The organism is Pseudarthrobacter sp. Hb11, from assembly GCF_059383655.1.
In genome coordinates this window covers 390,084-408,049 of the sequence record NZ_JBWZCM010000001.1, presented here as the reverse complement: position 1 = coordinate 408,049, position 17,966 = coordinate 390,084, and the positions used below count along the sequence as shown (strand labels likewise).

Sequence of the window (17,966 nt, the reverse complement as noted above, 5' to 3'; positions counted from 1 at the left end):
GTCAGAGCCGGTTGACGTCCGTCACCCGCAGGACTGCAGTTCCGGTTTCATCCGAGGCCTCGAGGTCCACCTCGGCAGAGATGCCCCAATCGTGGTTCCGGGCGGGGTCGTCAAAAATTTGCCGGACCTTCCACACGCCGGGTTCCTCGGTGATGATGAGCAGCCCAGGGCCGCGGGCGTCCGGGCCGATGCCGATGTCGTTGTGCTCGTCGAAGTAGTCGTCCAAAATGTCTTCCCAGCGGTCGGCGTCCCAGCCGGCGCTGCCGTCGAGTTCGCCCAGGGCTGCAGCGTCCTCGTCCGCGAACAGTTCCACCCGCCGGAACATCTCGTTGCGCACCATCACCCGGAAGGCACGGATGTTTGACGTGAGCGACGGCGGAGGAGGCGGCGGTGCGTCGTGCGGGGTGGGTGCTGCGCCAGATGCGAGCTCCTCCCACTCATCGAGCAGGCTGGAGTCGACCTGCCGGACCAGTTCACCCAGCCAGGCAATAAGATCCTCCAGGTCTTCGCGCAGCATGTCCTGCGGCACCGTTTGCCGCAGCGCCTTGAAGGCATCCGCCAGGTACCGCAGGACGATGCCTTCGGAGCGGGCAAGGCCATAGAACTGGACGAATTCGCCGAAGTTCATGGCGCGCTCGTACATGTCCCGCACCACTGACTTTGGCGCCAGTTCGAAATCGCCCACCCAGGGGGCGGCCTTGCGGTACACCTCGAACGCTTCGCCGAGGATTTCAGCAAGGGGCTGCGGGTACGTGACTTCCTCCAGCATCGCCATGCGCTGGTCGTACTCGATGCCGTCGGCCTTCATTGCCGCTATCGCTTCGCCGCGGGCTTTTTTCTGCTGCGCGGAGAGGATCTGGCGCGGCTTTTCCAGCGTCGCCTCGATCACGGACACTACGTCCAGGGCGTACGACGGCGACTCCGGATCAAGGAGCTCCAGTGCGGCCAGCGCGAAGGGGGACAGCGGCTGGTTGAGCGCGAAGTTGGCCTGCAGGTGCACGGTGAGGCGGACAGTGCGGCCGTCCCGTCCCTGCTGTTCGGGCGGAATCCGCTCCACCACCTCGGCGGCCAGCAGCTCGCGATAGATGCCGAGCGCCTTCTTCATGAGCCGCAGCTGCGAGGACCGGGTCTCATGGTTTTCCGTCAGGAGGCGCCGGGCGGCAGCGTAGGGGTCGCCGGGCCTCTCCATCAGGTTCATGAGCATCGCATGGGTCACGGTGAAGCTGGAGTTCAGCGGCTCCGGCACTGATTCGACCAAGCGCTTAAAGGTGGGCTCGCCCCAGGACACAAAACCCTCCGGCGGCTTTTTCTTCACCACCTGGCGCAGCTTCTTCTGGTCGTCCCCGAACTTGGCGGTGGCCTTGGCCATCGCCTTCACGTTTTCCGTGACGTGCTCGGGGGCCTGGACCACCACCGTGCCGGCGGTATCGTAGCCTGCGCGCCCGGCGCGGCCGGCAATCTGGTGGAACTCACGGGAGTTCAGCTGCCGGGTGCGGACGCCGTCGTACTTGCTCAGGGCGGTCAGAAGCACGGTGCGGATGGGGACGTTGATGCCCACCCCCAAGGTGTCCGTGCCGCAGATCACTTTCAGCAGCCCGGCCTGTGCCAGCTGCTCCACCAGGCGGCGGTACTTCGGGAGCATGCCGGCGTGGTGCACCCCGATTCCATGGCGGACGAGGCGGTTGAGGGTCTTCCCGAAACCGGCGGCGAACCGGAAGTTGGCGATCAGCTCTGCAATCCTGTCCTTCTCCTCGCGGGTGCAGACGTTGATGCTCATCAGTGTCTGTGCGCGGTCGATCGCTTCAATCTGGCTGAAGTGCACCACATAAACCGGCACCTGCTTGGTGGAGAGCAGCTCCTCAAGCGTCTCGTGCACAGGAGTCTCGTGGTAGTAGTAATGCAGCGGAATGGGCCGTTCCGCCGAGCTCACCGTGGTGGTGGGGCGCCCGGTCAGGCCGGTCAGGCCCTCTTCAAACCTGCTGACGTCACCCAGTGTGGCGGACATCAGGAGGAACTGGGCCTGGGGGAGCTCCAGCAGGGGCACTTGCCACGCCCAGCCGCGCTGCGGGTCGGAGTAGAAGTGGAACTCGTCCATGATCACAGAACCCAGTTCCGCTGCTGCCCCTTCACGGAGGGCAGTGTTGGCCAGGATCTCGGCCGTGCAGCAGATGATGGGTGCGTCCTGGTTGACACCGGAATCGCCGGTGATCATTCCCACGTTCTCCGCGCCGAAGATATCGCAGAGGGCAAAGAATTTTTCGGATACCAGTGCCTTGATGGGTGCGGTGTAGTAGCTGCGCCGGCCCTGGGCCATGGCCTGGAAGTGTGCTGCAATGGCCACCAGGGACTTCCCCGACCCGGTGGGCGTGGCCAGGATGACGTTGGCCCCGGTTGCCAGCTCCATGATCGCTTCGTCCTGGGCGGGGTACAGCTCCAGCCCCCGGCTTTCCGTCCATTCAACGAACCGGGTGTACAGGGCGTCGGGATCGACGGCGGACACGGGCAGGTCCCGGGCGGGCAGAAGGGGCAGCTGGTCAACGAGTTTCATTGATTTCCAGCTTAGTGCCCGGACGCGCCCGGAATTCCGCCGCCGGCGGGTTAGGCTTCGCCGTACCGTGACAGAACCAGAACGTGGAGACAGCAATGAAATGGGATCCGGCAAAATACGTCCAGTTCGGCGATTACCGCGACCGGCCGTTTTTCGACCTGACGGGCCGGGTCCACGCGGAGTCGCCCGCGCAGGTGGTGGATCTGGGCTGTGGTCCGGGAAACCTCACAGCCACCCTCGCCGAGCGCTGGCCCGGCGCCAATGTTGTGGGCCTGGACTCCTCGGCCGAGATGCTTGCCAAAGCCGAGGCTGTTGCCCAGGGAACGCCTTTCCTGCGATTTGGCCTCATGGACATTGCCGAGTGGATGCCCTCTGAGGAGACCGGGGTGGTGGTGAGCAACGCGGCCCTGCAGTGGGTCCCCGGCCATCAGGACATGATGCGCTCCTGGTTGGCGGCGCTCCGTCCCGGCTCGTGGTTTGCGTTGCAGGTCCCGGGCAACTTCAATGCCCCGTCCCATGCACTGATGCGCGGGTTGGCCGGGTCCTCCCGGTGGGCGCCCATACTGCAGGGGGTGCTGCGGGGCGGTGAGTCGGTGGGTGAGCCCGCGGACTACCTCCGGATCCTGCTCGACGCCGGTTTCACGGCGGACGCCTGGGAGACCAGCTACCAGCAGGTGCTCACCGGTCCGGACCCCGTCCTGGAGTGGGTCCGCGGCACTGCCCTGCGGCCCGTGCTGGCCGTCCTGCCGCCTGAGGACGGCGCAGAGTTCGAGGCCGAATACGCTGCCGCACTGAGGGAGGCTTACCCGCAGGGCCCGCACGGAACGGTGTTCCCTTTCCGCAGGATTTTCGCCGTTGGGCGCAAGAATGACTGACGAAAACCAATCGCTGGAGGTTTTCTGCCGAACGTGATGGCGTGTGACAGCAAAGGTAAGTGATGTGGCTTACAATTGCGGAGTTGGCCCGTGGGGGAGGCCAGCACCGCCGTTGGCGGCTTCCCTGAGCGCAGTGGAGGTATGGTGCTGATCGCATTGATGAGGCAGCTGTTGGCGGACCATAAACTTGCCGTGGCCGCCATTGTCCTCCTACAGCTGGTTCAGGCCGGGGCGAACCTCCTGTTGCCGACAGTAAACGCAGCCATCATCGACGACGGAATTGTGGCGGGCCAACCCGCCGTGATCTCCCGCCTGGGCGTAGTTATGGCCGTGATCGCCGTTCTCCAGGCGGCGGCCGCCATTGGGGCGGGATACCTTGCTGCCGTTGTTGCGATGCGGATCGGGCGGCAGTTGCGGGGCGGGATTTTCGCAAGGATCCAATCGCTGTCCTCGCAGGATGTTGCAGTCTTCGGAACCCAAAGTCTGACCACCCGTGCCACCAATGACACCCAGCAGATCCAGGCGTTCGCTGTGCTGGTATTCACCATGCTGGTAGCGGGACCGGCCATGGGGGTTGGCGGCGTGGTCCTTGCCCTGCAGCAGGACGTGGTGCTCTCGTCGGTGGTGATCGTCATCGTGCCGCTGCTCCTGCTGATCATGTACCTCATTGTCCGGAGGCTGATCCCGCTCTACCGGGAAGGACAGGATCTGCTGGACCGGGCCGGCGGAATACTCCGCGAGCAGATCATCGGTGCCGGCGTCATCCGGTCCTTTGTCCGCCAGGACCATGAGATCCGCCGCTTCGCCCGGGTCAACGGCAGCCTTACTGCCAACAACCTCCAGTCCGCTCTCCTGGTTGCCGGCATGCTCCCGATGGTCATGCTGGTAGTCAACCTCTCCTCAGTGGCTGTGGTCTGGTTCGGGGGCCACCGGATCCAGGCTGGCCTGATGAACCTGGGGGCACTAACAGCGTTCATTTCCTACAACCTGCAGATCCTTGTGGCCATCATGATGTCCATGTACGTGCTGATGACGGCACCCCGCGCAGCGGTCTGCGCCGAGCGGATCACCGCAGTCCTGGACACGGAGCCCTCAGTACGGGAACCACTGCACCCGAAAACCCTGGAACGTCCCGCCACCGCGGCTGATGGAAAACCGTCCCATCCCGCGCCTCCCGGGACCCTGGAGTTCAATGGAGTGGCCTTTTCCTACCCGGGGGCAGAGGAGCCCGTCCTTGCCGGTGTCAGCTTCACCGCCCGTCCGGGCACGACGACCGCGATTGTCGGCTCCACCGGCAGCGGAAAGTCCACCCTCGTCAACCTGATCCCGCGTTTCCTCGATTCCACGGCCGGGACCATCAGCCTGGGGGGTGTGGACATCAAGGACGTTTCGTTGGACAGCCTTCGCGCAGCCATGGCGATAGTCCCCCAACGCTCCCACCTCTTCACCGGCACCATCGCCAGCAACCTTCGCATGGCCGCGCCGGAGGCAACGGATGAGGAACTCTGGGAAGTCCTGGAGACCGCCCAGACCATGCGCTTCATGCGGGACCTGCCGGAGGGGCTGGACACGCCGCTGGGCCAGGGCGGCACCAACCTCTCGGGCGGCCAGCGGCAGCGGCTGTGCATTGCCCGCGCCCTGCTCCGCAAAACTTCCCTGTACCTGTTCGATGACAGTTTTTCAGCCTTGGACTATGACACCGACACCAGGCTGCGGCAGGCACTGCAGACCACGCTGGCCGCTGCAACGGTTGTAGTGGTCGCCGAGCGTATTTCCGCCGTTGAAGGCGCAGGACTGATCCTGGTGCTCGACGGCGGTCGCGTCGTCGCGCAGGGTAGGCACCAGGAGTTGTTGGAAACATCCGCCACCTACCGTGAAATAGCGGAATCCCAACTGGCACTGGACGGACGCCCATGAGTGGGGCAGACGGCGTCGAGGAGGCGGCCCCCGTACGGTTTTGGCCCACCGCACGCCGGCTCCTTGCCCTGTTGCGGCCCTTTCGGCTGCGAATGCTGGGCGCAGTTGCCGCCACCTGCGCCTTCGCCGGCCTGAACGTCGCCGCGCCCAAGTATCTTGGGGACGCCACCGACGTCGTTGTCGAAGGGGTCCTGCGCCGTGCTCTGGACGAGGAAGGGCTTGGAGCCATACTCGCGGTGGTGGCGTTTATGTATGTGTGCACCTCCCTTTTCAACTGGATCCAGGGGGCGCTTACCGCCCACTCGGTACAGGGCCTGATGTACGGCCTACGGGAGTCAGTAGAGGAAAAACTGCACAGGCTCCCGGTGAACTACTTCGGGGAACGCTCCAGGGGCGATGTCCTCAGCCGTGCCACTAACGACATCGACAACATCACCCAGGCCCTGAACCAGCTCCTGACACAACTCATCATGGCCTTCCTGATGCTGTGCGGCTCGCTGGCGATGATGCTGTGGATCTCGCCGTTGCTGGCTGCCATTGCCATCGCCACCGTTCCCCTTTCCACCCTTATCACCTGGCTGGTAGCCAGGAAATCCCAAACCCAATTCGCCAGCCAGTGGACCGAGACCGGCCAACTGAATGCGCACGTGGAGGAGTTTGTCACCGGCCACGAGGTCATCAAGGCGTTCGGGCAGCAGTCCCAGGCCGCGGAAGTCTTCGCCCGCAGCAACGAGAGGCTGGCACGTGCCGCCACCCGGGCACAGTATTCGGCCGGGGTGGTGCAGCCGCTGATGGTCCTGATGTCCAACCTGAATTACATCGCGGTGGCAGTAGTAGGGGCCCTCCAGGTCATCGCCGGAGCCATGACCATCGGCGGCATCCAGGCGTTCATCCAGTTCAGCAGGCTATTTACCCAGCCGGTTGGCCAGATCGGAGGCATGCTCAACCTCATGCAGTCCTGCGTGGCCTCCGCAGCCCGTGTCTTCGCCCTGCTCGACGCGGGGGAGGAGCCCGCCGATCCGCCGGCATCAGGTGGGGTCGTCCCTACGCGCGCGCGTATCGTCTTCGACGACGTGACGTTCGGCTACGGCAAAGCAGCGCCGGCGGTCCGCGAACTGACCTTTGCGGTGGAACCGGGCCGGACAGTGGCGATCGTGGGGCACACCGGGGCCGGCAAGAGCACCGTGATCAACCTCCTGCTGCGTTTTTTCGAACCGGATTCGGGCCGCATCACCATCGACGGGAAGGACATCGCGGCCATTCCACGGGACCTCCTGCGTGCACAATTTGGTGTGGTACTCCAGGACGCCTGGCTCTTTGCGGGGACCATCCGGGAGAACATCGCCTATGGACATCCGGGCGCGGCAGAAGCCGACATCCTGGCCGCGGCGGAGGCCAGCTACGTGGACCGCTTTGTCAGGTCCCTGCCCCGGGGGTACGACACGGTGCTGGAGAACGGCGGCGACGGGCTGAGCCAAGGCCAGCGGCAGCTCATTACCATCGCAAGGGCGCAGCTGGCCGGCCGGGCAGTGCTGATCCTTGATGAAGCCACCAGCTCGGTGGACTCAAGGACGGAACTGCTGATCCGCCAGGCCATGCAGCGGTTGCGCCACGGCAGGACCAGCTTTGTTATCGCCCACCGTTTGTCCACTGTGCGCGACGCTGATCTAATCGTGGTCATGGACCACGGACACATCGTCGAGCAGGGCCGCCACCATGACCTCCTGGCCGCCAACAGCTACTACACCCGGCTTTACAACGCGCAGTTCTCCCGGCAGGCGGGACGGAAAGGCGCGTTGGAGGCCGGCATTTGAAAACGGTGGCCGACTTCCCGGGATCGTGGAAGCCCAACGCGGCCAGCTCGGTGCCGCTGTTCGAGCAGCTGAGGCTCCAGGTCATCCATTGGGCCGACGGCGGGAAGCTTCCGCCAGGAACACGGCTGCCCGCTGTCAGGGCGCTGGCCGAGCGGTTGGACGTCGCCCCGCACACGGTGGCCAGGGCCTACAAGGAGCTCGAGGCAGCCGGCGTCGTGGCCACACGCGGGAGGAACGGCACGGTGGTGTGCGCACGTGACGAACGTCTCGGCGGGCTTTCAGAGGCTGCCGCGGCGTATGCTGCCGCCGCCAAAGCCCAGGGAGCGTCGTTCGCTGAGGCGGTACAGCTGCTCGCCGCGGCGTACGACGGCGGCTGACGGCTCACGCGTGAGTGTTCGAAGAAGTTTTCGATTAGCATTAGTAAGTGCCTAAAGCCGTAGCTGAAGAATCTGCCATCCAATCCGTTGAAGTCACCGTAGCGCCCTCCACGCCGCCGAAGCGCCCCGACCTTTCCCGTCTCGTGGTCAAGGGTGCCCGCGAGCATAACCTGCGCAACGTGGATCTGGACCTTCCCCGGGACGCCATGATCGTCTTCACCGGGTTGTCCGGCTCCGGCAAGTCATCCCTCGCGTTCGACACCATCTTCGCCGAAGGCCAGCGCCGCTACGTCGAATCGCTCTCCGCCTACGCACGGCAGTTTCTCGGCCAGGTGGACAAGCCCGACGTCGACTTCATCGAGGGGCTCTCCCCAGCCGTCTCCATCGACCAGAAGTCCACCAGCAAAAACCCCCGCTCCACCGTGGGAACCATCACCGAGATCTACGACTACATGCGTTTGCTCTGGGCGCGCGTGGGCCGGCCGCACTGCCCGGTGTGCGGCGAGCCCGTAGCCAAGCAGACGCCCCAGCAGATTGTTGACCAGTTGCTTGAGTTGGACGAGGGAACACGTTTCCAGGTCCTGGCTCCCGTGGTCCGCGGCCGGAAGGGGGAGTTTGTTGACCTTTTCAAGGAGCTGACCGCCAAGGGCTATTCCCGTGCACGCGTGGACGGCAACCTCGTCCAGCTGAGCGACCCGCCGAAGCTGGGCAAGCAGTTTAAGCACACCATTGAAGTTGTGGTGGACCGCCTGGTGGTCAAGGAAGGAATCAGCCAGCGCTTGACCGATTCCATAGAAACCGCGCTTGGCCTCGCCGAGGGCAGGGTCCTGGCCGAATTTGTGGACCTGGAGGCGGACGATCCGCACCGGCTCCGGGCTTTCTCCGAGAACCTGGCGTGCCCGAACGAACACCCGCTGGCCATCGACGAAATCGAGCCGCGGTCCTTCTCCTTCAACAACCCCTTCGGCGCCTGCGCGGCCTGCAGCGGCATCGGCACCAAGCTGGAGGTCGACGAGGAACTCATCGTTCCCAACACGGAGCTGTCACTGTCCGAAGGGGCCATCGCTCCGTGGTCCCTGGGCACCGCCACCACCGAATACTGGAACCGGCTCCTGGAAGGCCTGGCAAAGGAACTTGGCTTCTCCATGGAAACCCCGTGGGAGAAGCTGGGCAGCGATGTCCGCCAGACGGTGCTGCATGGCAAGGACCACAAGGTTGTGGTGCAGTACAAGAACCGGTTCGGCCGGGAACGGAAGTACAGCACCGGGTTCGAGGGTGCCATCCAGTACGTCCACCGCAAGCACGGCGAGACCGACTCGGACTGGGCCCGGGACCGCTACGAAGAGTACATGCGGCAGATTCCCTGCCCTGCCTGCAACGGCGCCCGGCTCAACCCGGCTTCCCTGTCCGTGCTGATCAACGGCAAGTCCATTGCCGACGTCGCCGCCCTGCCCATGCGTGACTGCGCCGACTTCCTGAACAACCTGGTGCTCACCGGCCGTGAGGCGCAGATTGCACACCAGGTGCTGAAGGAGATCCAGGCGCGCCTGACCTTCCTGCTCGACGTCGGGCTGGAGTACCTGAACCTCGAGCGGCCGTCCGCCACACTGTCCGGCGGCGAAGCCCAGCGAATCCGGCTGGCCACCCAGATCGGTTCCGGCCTGGTGGGTGTGCTCTACGTCCTGGACGAGCCTTCCATCGGCCTGCACCAGCGCGACAACCGGCGCCTGATCGATACGCTTACCCGGCTCCGGGACATGGGCAACACACTCATCGTGGTGGAGCATGACGAGGACACCATCCACGTGGCGGATTGGGTGGTGGACATCGGACCCGGCGCCGGCGAGCACGGCGGCCAGGTGGTCCACTCCGGCTCGTACAAGGATCTGCTGGAAAACACCGCTTCACTCACCGGGGACTACCTCTCCGGACGCAAGAAAATCGACGTCCCCAAGAAACGCCGGAAGTATGACAAAAAGCGTGAACTGAAGGTTGTCGGCGCGCGGGAGAACAACCTCGTCAACGTGGATGCCGCGTTCCCGCTGGGCCTCTTTACGGCCGTGACCGGCGTCAGCGGTTCCGGCAAGTCCACACTGGTGAACGAGATCCTGTACAAGGTCCTGGCCAACAAGCTCAACGGCGCCAAGCAGGTTGCCGGCCGGCATAAGACCGTCCAGGGCCTGGAACACCTGGACAAGGTGGTGCACGTTGACCAGAGCCCCATCGGCCGCACGCCGCGTTCCAACCCGGCCACGTACACGGGCGTTTTTGACAACATCCGCAAGCTGTTCGCCGAGACCACCGAAGCGAAGGTCCGCGGCTATCTGCCGGGCCGGTTCTCCTTCAACGTGAAGGGCGGGCGCTGCGAGGCGTGCTCCGGTGACGGAACGCTGAAGATCGAAATGAACTTCCTGCCGGACGTCTATGTTCCGTGCGAGGTGTGCCACGGCGCCCGGTACAACCGCGAAACCCTGGAAGTGCACTACAAGGGCAAGACCATCGCGGACGTGCTCAACATGCCCATTGAGGAGGGCGCGGAGTTCTTCGCCGCCTTCTCTCCGATTGCGCGCCACCTGAACACCCTGGTTGACGTGGGCCTTGGCTATGTCCGCCTTGGCCAGCCCGCCACTACGCTGTCCGGCGGCGAGGCCCAGCGCGTCAAGCTTGCCGCGGAACTGCAGAAGCGGTCCAACGGCCGCAGCGTGTATGTCCTTGATGAGCCCACCACGGGCCTGCACTTCGAGGACATCCGCAAGCTGTTGATGGTCCTGCAGGGGCTGGTGGACAAGGGCAATACCGTCATTACCATCGAACACAACCTGGACGTCATCAAAAGTGCCGACTGGATTGTGGACCTGGGTCCTGACGGCGGTTCGGGAGGCGGCCAGATCGTCGCCACGGGCACGCCCGAACAGCTCGCCAAGTCCACCACCAGCCACACTGCTGCCTTCCTGGCCGAAATCCTGCCGTAAAGGGACCAAAGCACTCCGAAGTATTCCGCTACGCGTATGCGAGTTTCAGGCACGTGTGCTGTCGTGAGAAACTAACCCGGTGACTCAAACAACAGTGCCCGTGATCTTTGACCTGGACGGCACTCTTGTCGATCCGGCCGGTGGGATAACAGATGGAATTGCTTCGGCCCTTCGCGGGGTGGGGCTTCCGGTTCCCGGCCAGGACCTGCTCGAAGCCATGATCGGCCCCAAGCTGAGCGACTCGCTGCTCAACGTGGCCCAGGTTCCTGCGGAGCTGCTGGACGAGGTGATCCGCCGCTACCGGGAGTACTATGTGGCCACCGGAATCGGCCAGGGCCGGATCTACCCGGGGGTCCGCGAAGTCCTCGAGTCCTATGTTGCCGCCGGCGGGCCCATCGCCGTCGCAACCCAGAAACCCCAGGGGCTGGCCCGCACGGTCCTGGAGCACCACGGGATCGACGGCCTGTTCCACGGCATCCACGGCTCGGCGGACAACGAATCGGCCGTGGCCGGCGTTCCGCTCGGAAAGACGGAAATCATTGCGGCTGCCTTGAAAGACCTGGGCACCCAGCACGCCCTGATGGTCGGCGACCGGGCCCAGGATGTCTCGGGCGCCATTGCCAACGGACTGGACTGCATCGGCGTGGCCTGGGGCTTCGCCCCGAACGGGGAACTTGAAGACGCAGGAGCCGTGGCCGTGGTGGAAACCGCAGCGGAGCTGGTTGCCGCCATCGACCGGCTGCAGGCGATCCACAGTGCCGCCATGAGCGAGGTGACCAACGATGGAAATGTTTGAGGCCGTCCGCTGGACCACGCGTACCCTGATCGCCGGCACCTGCCGGCCCACCGTCGTCGGCATCGAGAATGTCCCCACCGACGGACCCTTCATTGTGGCGCCCAACCACCTGTCCTTCTTTGACAGTGTCATCGTGCAGGCCCTGATGCCCCGCCCCGTGGCCTTCTTCGCCAAGGCCGAGTACTTCACCACCGGCGGCGTCAAGGGCAAGGCGATGAAGGCCTTTTTCGAATCCGTAGGTTCGATCCCCGTGGAACGCGGTGAGCAGGCCGCCAGCGTCCAGGCTCTCAGGACCCTCATGGATCTCTTGGAGTCGGGCAAGGGAATCGGGATCTATCCCGAAGGCACCCGGTCCCGGGACGGCATCCTCTACCGCGGGCGGACCGGCGTGGGCTGGCTTGCGCTGACCACCGGTGCGCCCGTCATTCCGGTGGGCCTGATCGGGACGGAAAATCTTCAGCGCGCCGGCGAGAAGGGCGTCCGGCCGCAGCACTTCATTATGAAGGTGGGGGAGCCGCTGTACTTCGACAAGACGGGACCGGACCACTCGCTGCCTGCGCGCCGGCAAGTGACGGACCGCATCATGGATGCCATTGCCGAGCTCAGCGGCCAGGAACGCTCCACCAGCTACAACCAAAGCAAGATCGCGGAGTAGGAAAGCGGACGGCATACGCCGTTGCTGAGGCCGGGCGGAGCACGGCAAACCCTCGCGTGTCAATGGCACCCAGCCTGTCTCAGTAGAATAGATAGGTGGCAAATCCAGCAAGTTATCGGCCCCAAACGGGCGAGATTCCCACCAACCCGGGGGTGTACCGGTTCCGCGACCCCAACGGACGGGTCATCTACGTGGGCAAGGCTAAAAGCCTCCGCTCCCGGCTGAATTCGTACTTCGCCAATCCTGCCGGACTCCTGCCGAAAACCTACGCCATGGTGCACGCGGCCAGCAGCGTGGAATGGACTGTGGTGGGCAGCGAGCTGGAATCGCTGCAGCTGGAATATACCTGGATCAAGGAATTCAAGCCCCGGTTCAACGTGGTCTTCCGCGACGACAAGACCTACCCTTACCTCGCCGTCACCATGGGCGAAAAATATCCGCGCGTGCAGGTCATGCGCGGAGACAGGAGGAAGGGAACCCGCTACTTCGGCCCCTACACCGCGGGAGCCATCCGGGAAACCATGGATACCCTGCTCCGCGTCTTTCCGGTGCGGAGCTGCAGTGCCGGTGTTTTCAAGCGCGCTGAGGCCAGCGGCCGGCCCTGCCTGCTGGGCTACATCGACAAGTGCTCCGCACCCTGCGTGAAGCGGGTTTCCCCCGAAGACCACCGCGCCCTGGCGGAAGATTTCTGCGCTTTCATGGGCGGGGAGGCCAAACGCTTCATCGGCAAGCTCGAAAAGCAGATGGCGGAGGCAGTGGCCGAGCTGAACTACGAGCGGGCAGCCCGGCTTCGGGACGATATCACGGCGCTGCGCAAGGTCTTTGAGCGGAACGCCGTGGTGCTCGCCGAGGACACCGACGCCGACGTCTTTGCCCTGCATGAGGACGAGCTGGAAGCCGCAGTTCAGGTGTTTCACGTCCGCGGCGGCCGGGTCCGCGGCCAGCGCGGCTGGGTTGTTGAGAAAGTGGAGGATTCCACCACCCCCGACCTGGTGGAGCACCTCCTGCAGCAGGTCTATGGGGACGAAGGGCAGAGCCATGGACGGCTGCCCCGGGAAGTCCTCGTGCCCGTGGCCCCTACCAACCAGGCGGAACTCACCGAGTGGCTGGGTGGATTGCGTGGCGCCAAGGTTGACATCCGCGTACCCCAGCGCGGGGACAAAGCCGCGCTGATGTCCACGGTGCGGGAGAACGCCGAGCACGCCCTGAAGCTGCACAAGACCCGGCGGGCAGGTGACCTCACAGTCAGGTCGCAGGCGCTGCAGGAACTCCAGGAGGCGCTGGACCTCCCCGTACCGCTGCTCCGCATCGAGTGCTACGACGTGTCCCATGTTCAGGGCACCAACGTGGTGGCATCGATGGTGGTGGTGGAAGACGGCCTGCCGAAGAAATCCGACTACCGGAAGTTTTCCATCACCGGCGCCGCCGCCACTGACGACACTGCCGCCATGCACGACGTCCTGACCAGGCGGTTCCGCTACTACCTGCAGGACAAGTCCGGGCAGGTGGACGAATCCGTCCTCAACGCCAACGGGCAGGAACCGGGCGAGCTGGAGCAGGGTGCGCAGGGACTGCCGCAGGATGCCGGCCCGCAGGGACTGCCCCAGGACGACGCCTTGCTGGACACCACCACGCCGGCGCCGCGGGCCAAGTTCGCCTACCCGCCCAACCTCGTGGTGGTGGACGGCGGCAAGCCCCAGGTCAACGCCGCCGCCCGCGCGCTGGCTGATCTGGGCATTGACGATGTGTATGTGGTGGGCCTGGCTAAACGGCTGGAGGAGGTCTGGCTGCCGGACAGCGACTTCCCGGTGATCCTGCCCCGGACCTCCCAGGGGCTGTACCTGCTCCAGCGGATCCGCGACGAAGCCCACCGTTTTGCCATCTCGTTCCACCGGCAGAAGCGCGGGAAGGCCATGACCGTCTCCGCGCTGGACGGGGTACCGGGTCTCGGCGCATCCAAGCGAAAAGCCCTCCTGGCGCACTTTGGATCAGTGAAAGGAGTTAAGGCGGCCTCGGTGGCGGAGCTTTCCGAAGCTAAGGGGATCGGGCCTGCACTCGCGGGCGCCATCGTCAACCATTTCTCCGCCACCGGGCCGGAGGCAGCAAACGTGCCGGCCATCAACATGACCACCGGCGAAGTCATCGAAACCTAGCGGACACCGCTGAAACTTGGCTTTGTTCAAAGAAACTTAGCTAGGGTTGAGGGCGGGGTACCCGCCGACGCGGGCCACCCCGGAGAACAACAGCAGAAACGGGGCGGACTTAATGGCAGACACAACGGCGGAATCCGGAGCAGGGCAGGACGGGATGCTTCCCGTCAAGCCGCTCGAAGCGGAACTGCTGGTAGTCACCGGGATGTCCGGAGCGGGGCGGAGCACCGCGGCTGACGCGCTGGAGGACCACGGCTGGTACGTCGTGGAAAACCTGCCGCCGCAAATGCTGGGCACCCTCGCCGAGCTCGTCTCCCACGCGCCGCAGTCCATCCCGCGGCTTGCCGTTGTCATCGACGTCCGCAGCAAGGGCCTGTTCGCGGACATCCGCGCGGCCCTCGGGGCGCTGGCCGCCAGCGGTGTTACCTTCCGCGTCCTTTTCCTGGACGCCAGTGACGACGTCCTGGTCCGCCGCTTCGAACAGGGACGCCGGCCCCATCCCCTGCAGGGCGGGGGACGCATCCTCGACGGCATCTCCGCCGAACGCGACCTGCTCCAGGAACTGCGCGACAGCTCCGACGTCGTACTGGACACCTCGGGCTACAACGTCCACGGCCTCGCCACCGCCATCACCGAACTCTTCAGTGAGACCGGCCCGGTGGCCCTGCGCCTGAACGTTATGAGCTTCGGGTTCAAGTACGGCCTGCCCGTGGACTCAAATTACGTGGCAGACGTCCGGTTTATCCCCAACCCGCACTGGGTGCCGCAGCTGCGTCCGCACACCGGATTGGACAAGGATGTCAGCGACTACGTGCTCGAAGCCGAGGGTGTCAAGAACTTCGTGGACCGCTACGTCATGGCACTGGAACCGGTCCTGGACGGCTACCGCCGCGAGAACAAGCACTACGCCACCATCGCCGTGGGCTGCACCGGCGGCAAACACCGCTCGGTGGCAGTCGCCGTCGAACTCTCCAAGAAGCTGGCCCAATACCCGCGGGTCACGGTGACCACCACGCACCGGGACCTGGGCCGCGAGTAATGTCGCTGTTTACCGGGGCGCTGCCGCTGGTTCCGCCTGCCGGCACGGCGGCAACCCAGCAGGATAAGGGGCCGAACGTTGTTGCGTTGGGCGGCGGCCACGGCCTCTCGGCGTCGCTCTCGGCACTGCGCCTGCTCACCTCTGAACTCACGGCGATCGTCACGGTGGCGGACGACGGCGGCTCTTCCGGACGTCTGCGCGACGAGTACGGCGTCCTCCCGCCGGGAGACCTGCGGATGGCGCTGTCCGCCCTGTGCGACGACACAGACTGGGGACGCACTTGGCGTGACGTGATGCAGCACCGCTTCCGCCCCGGAAAGGGGCCGGGCGGCTCGCTGGACGACCACGCCACGGGGAACCTGCTTATCGTTACCCTGTGGGAACTGCTCGGTGATGCCGTCGCAGGGCTGCGGTGGGCCGGCGCGCTGCTCGGTGCACGCGGCCAGGTCCTGCCCATGTCCACGGAGCCGCTGACCATCGAAGGCGACGTCCGGGTCACCGCTCCCGACGGAACGTCGCAGCTGCTGACCATCCAGGGACAGGCGCGCTGCGCCGTTGCCGGTTCGCTGGAGCAGGTGCGTCTCCTGCCTGAAGCCGCGCCCGCCTGCGCTGAAGCGCTGACGGCCATCGAACTCGCGGATTGGGTCATCCTGGGACCGGGCTCCTGGTATACCTCGGTGCTGCCGCACCTGCTGCTCCCCGAAATGCGGCAGGCACTGTGCCACACGCCGGCCAAGCGCTGCCTCACCATGAACCTGGCCACGGACACCAAGGAAACCTCGGGCATGACCGCTGCCGACCATCTGCATGTACTGCGCCGCTATGCCCCTGAGTTCAGCGTCGATGTTGTCCTGGCCGATCCGGCCTCTGTTCCCGACCGTCAGGAGTTCGAGAAGGCCGCCGCAATGATCGGCGCCGAGGTGGTCTTGGGTAAAGTAGGGGCGTCGGGCCGCCGACCCGTCCACGACCCCCTGCGTCTGGCCACGGCGTACAACGACATTTTCGGGAACAGTTAGGAAGGTGCCATGGCACTGACAGCATCAGTCAAAGAAGAACTGTCCCGTCTGGACATCAAAAAGTCATCAGTCCGGAAGGCCGAAGTCTCCGCCATGCTCCGCTTTGCCGGCGGACTCCACATCATTTCCGGCAGGATCGTTATCGAGGCCGAAGTGGACCTGGCCTCCACCGCCCGCCGCCTCCGGGCCGCCATCGCGGAAGTCTACGGCCACCAAAGCGAGATCATCGTGGTTTCCGCCGGGGGACTGCGGCGCGCCAGCCGGTACGTCGTCCGGGTAGTGCGCGACGGCGAGGCGCTGGCCCGCCAGACAGGCCTCCTCGATGGCCGCGGCCGCCCCGTGCGGGGGCTGCCGTCCGCCGTCGTCAACGGCTCTGCTGCAGATGCCGAAGCTGTATGGCGCGGTGCCTTCCTTGCGCACGGCTCTCTCACCGAGCCCGGACGCTCCTCCTCGCTGGAGGTAACCTGCCCGGGCCCGGAATCGGCCCTGGCTCTGGTGGGCGCCGCACGCCGGCTGGACATCCAGGCGAAGGCACGCGAAGTCCGGGGAGTGGACCGCGTGGTCATCCGCGACGGCGACACCATCGCAGCCCTCCTCACTCGCATGGGGGCCCACGACGCGCTGATGGTCTGGGAGGAACGCCGGATGCGCAAGGAAGTCCGCGCCACCGCCAACCGGCTCGCCAACTTTGATGACGCCAACCTCCGCCGCTCCGCCCAGGCTGCCGTTGCCGCCGGTGCACGCGTGGACAGGGCCCTGGAGATTTTGGGCGACGACGTCCCGGACCACCTGAAGTACGCCGGTGAGCTGCGGGTGGCACACAAGCAGGCCAGCCTGGACGAGCTTGGCCGCCTGGCCGATCCGGTAATGACCAAGGATGCCATTGCGGGGCGGATCCGCAGGCTGCTGGCCATGGCGGACAAACGGGCCCAGGACCTGGGCATCCCGGGTACGGATGCGAATGTGACGCCCGAAATGCTGGACGAGTGACAGCACTTTAGAATCAAAAAGATTCCGGGTGCCAGACGCCCGGATGCACAATCCGAGAGTTAGCAACCGGACCGAGTGTCCACGATATTGGAGGATTTTGTGACCGAGTACGTACTGCCCGAACTCAGCTACGACTACGCCGCCCTGGAGCCGCACATCTCTGCGCGCATCATGGAGCTGCACCACAGCAAGCACCACGCAGCCTACGTGGCAGGCGCCAACAACGCCCTGGCCCAGCTGGCCGAAGCCCGGGAGTCCGGTAACTTCGCCAACATCAACCGGCTGTCCAAGGACCTCGCGTTCCACACCGGCGGACACGTCAACCACTCCGTGTTCTGGAACAACCTGTCTCCGGACGGCGGGGACAAGCCCGAAGGTGAGCTGGCAGCGGCCATCGATGACGCCTTCGGTTCCTTCGACGCCTTCCGTGCCCAGTTCTCGGCCGCCGCCCTTGGCCTTCAGGGTTCCGGCTGGGGCTTCCTGGCCTATGAGCCCATCGGCGGGAACCTGGTCATCGAGCAGCTGTACGACCAGCAGGGCAACACGGCGCTGGGTACCACCCCGCTGCTGATGCTGGACATGTGGGAGCACGCCTTCTACCTGGACTACGTCAACGTCAAGGCCGACTACGTGAAGGCTTTCTGGAACATTGTGAACTGGGCCGACGTCGCCAAGCGGTTCGAGGCTGCACGCACCAACGCCACGGGACTCATCACCCTTCGGTAGTTGTGACCCGCTTCACGTGCCTGTAACAAAGTTCACATTTAGGGCGTAAACCGGCCGGAATGTGGACTGTCCGCCCCCGCACTTGCGGGGG

Annotated in this window: 13 protein-coding genes; 12 read left to right on the top strand and 1 reads right to left on the bottom strand. The window is 65.0% G+C overall.

Annotated features, from left to right (window positions below):
- Position 1 precedes the first annotated feature (1 nt).
- Positions 2-2,548 (bottom strand): DEAD/DEAH box helicase, encoded by a 2,547-nt coding sequence (locus AC50X7_RS01925; RefSeq protein ID WP_494977502.1) that lies wholly within the window; start codon positions 2,546-2,548, stop codon positions 2-4.
- A gap of 95 nt (positions 2,549-2,643) precedes the next feature.
- Between AC50X7_RS01925 and AC50X7_RS01920 the strand changes: the two genes are divergently transcribed.
- The 12 genes from AC50X7_RS01920 to AC50X7_RS01865 all read left to right on the top strand — a co-directional run bounded on the left by AC50X7_RS01920 (position 2,644) and on the right by AC50X7_RS01865 (position 17,875).
- Positions 2,644-3,423: a trans-aconitate 2-methyltransferase gene (locus AC50X7_RS01920; protein WP_494977501.1), complete on the top strand. Its 780-nt coding sequence runs from the start codon at positions 2,644-2,646 to the stop codon at positions 3,421-3,423.
- A 159-nt stretch (positions 3,424-3,582) separates the two neighbouring features.
- Complete coding sequence (locus AC50X7_RS01915) at positions 3,583-5,340, top strand: ABC transporter ATP-binding protein (protein ID WP_494977820.1); 1,758 nt, start codon at positions 3,583-3,585, stop codon at positions 5,338-5,340.
- Positions 5,337-7,154: an ABC transporter ATP-binding protein gene (locus AC50X7_RS01910; RefSeq protein ID WP_494977500.1), complete on the top strand. Its 1,818-nt coding sequence runs from the start codon at positions 5,337-5,339 to the stop codon at positions 7,152-7,154. The genes AC50X7_RS01915 and AC50X7_RS01910 overlap by 4 nt, the downstream gene beginning before the upstream one ends.
- Positions 7,151-7,531 (top strand): GntR family transcriptional regulator, encoded by a 381-nt coding sequence (locus AC50X7_RS01905; protein WP_494977499.1) that lies wholly within the window; start codon positions 7,151-7,153, stop codon positions 7,529-7,531. Before AC50X7_RS01910 ends, AC50X7_RS01905 begins: the two co-directional genes overlap by 4 nt.
- 47 nt (positions 7,532-7,578) lie before the next feature.
- A complete protein-coding gene (gene uvrA / locus AC50X7_RS01900; protein WP_494977498.1) occupies positions 7,579-10,503 on the top strand; it encodes an excinuclease ABC subunit UvrA in 2,925 nt (974 codons plus the stop codon).
- Positions 10,504-10,582: 79 nt separating this feature from the next.
- On the top strand, positions 10,583-11,299 hold the full coding sequence (locus AC50X7_RS01895) for an HAD hydrolase-like protein (protein WP_494977497.1): 717 nt from the start codon (positions 10,583-10,585) through the stop codon (positions 11,297-11,299).
- On the top strand, positions 11,286-11,954 hold the full coding sequence (locus AC50X7_RS01890) for a lysophospholipid acyltransferase family protein (RefSeq protein ID WP_307095176.1): 669 nt from the start codon (positions 11,286-11,288) through the stop codon (positions 11,952-11,954). The genes AC50X7_RS01895 and AC50X7_RS01890 overlap by 14 nt, the downstream gene beginning before the upstream one ends.
- A gap of 95 nt (positions 11,955-12,049) precedes the next feature.
- Positions 12,050-14,107 (top strand): excinuclease ABC subunit UvrC, encoded by a 2,058-nt coding sequence (gene uvrC, locus AC50X7_RS01885; RefSeq protein WP_494977496.1) that lies wholly within the window; start codon positions 12,050-12,052, stop codon positions 14,105-14,107.
- 112 nt (positions 14,108-14,219) lie between these two features.
- Positions 14,220-15,143 (top strand): RNase adapter RapZ, encoded by a 924-nt coding sequence (gene rapZ, locus AC50X7_RS01880; protein ID WP_494977495.1) that lies wholly within the window; start codon positions 14,220-14,222, stop codon positions 15,141-15,143.
- Positions 15,143-16,159: a gluconeogenesis factor YvcK family protein gene (locus tag AC50X7_RS01875; protein WP_494977494.1), complete on the top strand. Its 1,017-nt coding sequence runs from the start codon at positions 15,143-15,145 to the stop codon at positions 16,157-16,159. Before rapZ ends, AC50X7_RS01875 begins: the two co-directional genes overlap by 1 nt.
- A 9-nt stretch (positions 16,160-16,168) precedes the next feature.
- On the top strand, positions 16,169-17,149 hold the full coding sequence (whiA, locus tag AC50X7_RS01870) for a DNA-binding protein WhiA (RefSeq protein ID WP_163163529.1): 981 nt from the start codon (positions 16,169-16,171) through the stop codon (positions 17,147-17,149).
- A gap of 99 nt (positions 17,150-17,248) precedes the next feature.
- Entirely contained in the window at positions 17,249-17,875 is a 627-nt protein-coding gene (locus AC50X7_RS01865) for a superoxide dismutase (protein ID WP_307095169.1), read from the top strand.
- The last annotated feature ends 91 nt before the right edge of the window (positions 17,876-17,966 follow it).

Bases quoted from the DNA above. Each gene is read 5' to 3' on its own strand.
- AC50X7_RS01925 (WP_494977502.1), bottom strand. From the start codon at position 2,548: ATGAAACTCGTTGACCAGCTGCCCCTTCTGCCCGCCCGGGACCTGCCC.
- AC50X7_RS01920 (WP_494977501.1), top strand. From the start codon at position 2,644: ATGAAATGGGATCCGGCAAAATACGTCCAGTTCGGCGATTACCGCGAC.
- AC50X7_RS01915 (WP_494977820.1), top strand. From the start codon at position 3,583: ATGAGGCAGCTGTTGGCGGACCATAAACTTGCCGTGGCCGCCATTGTC.
- AC50X7_RS01910 (WP_494977500.1), top strand. From the start codon at position 5,337: ATGAGTGGGGCAGACGGCGTCGAGGAGGCGGCCCCCGTACGGTTTTGG.
- AC50X7_RS01890 (WP_307095176.1), top strand. From the start codon at position 11,286: ATGGAAATGTTTGAGGCCGTCCGCTGGACCACGCGTACCCTGATCGCC.
- rapZ (WP_494977495.1), top strand. From the start codon at position 14,220: ATGGCAGACACAACGGCGGAATCCGGAGCAGGGCAGGACGGGATGCTT.
- AC50X7_RS01875 (WP_494977494.1), top strand. From the start codon at position 15,143: ATGTCGCTGTTTACCGGGGCGCTGCCGCTGGTTCCGCCTGCCGGCACG.
- whiA (WP_163163529.1), top strand. From the start codon at position 16,169: ATGGCACTGACAGCATCAGTCAAAGAAGAACTGTCCCGTCTGGACATC.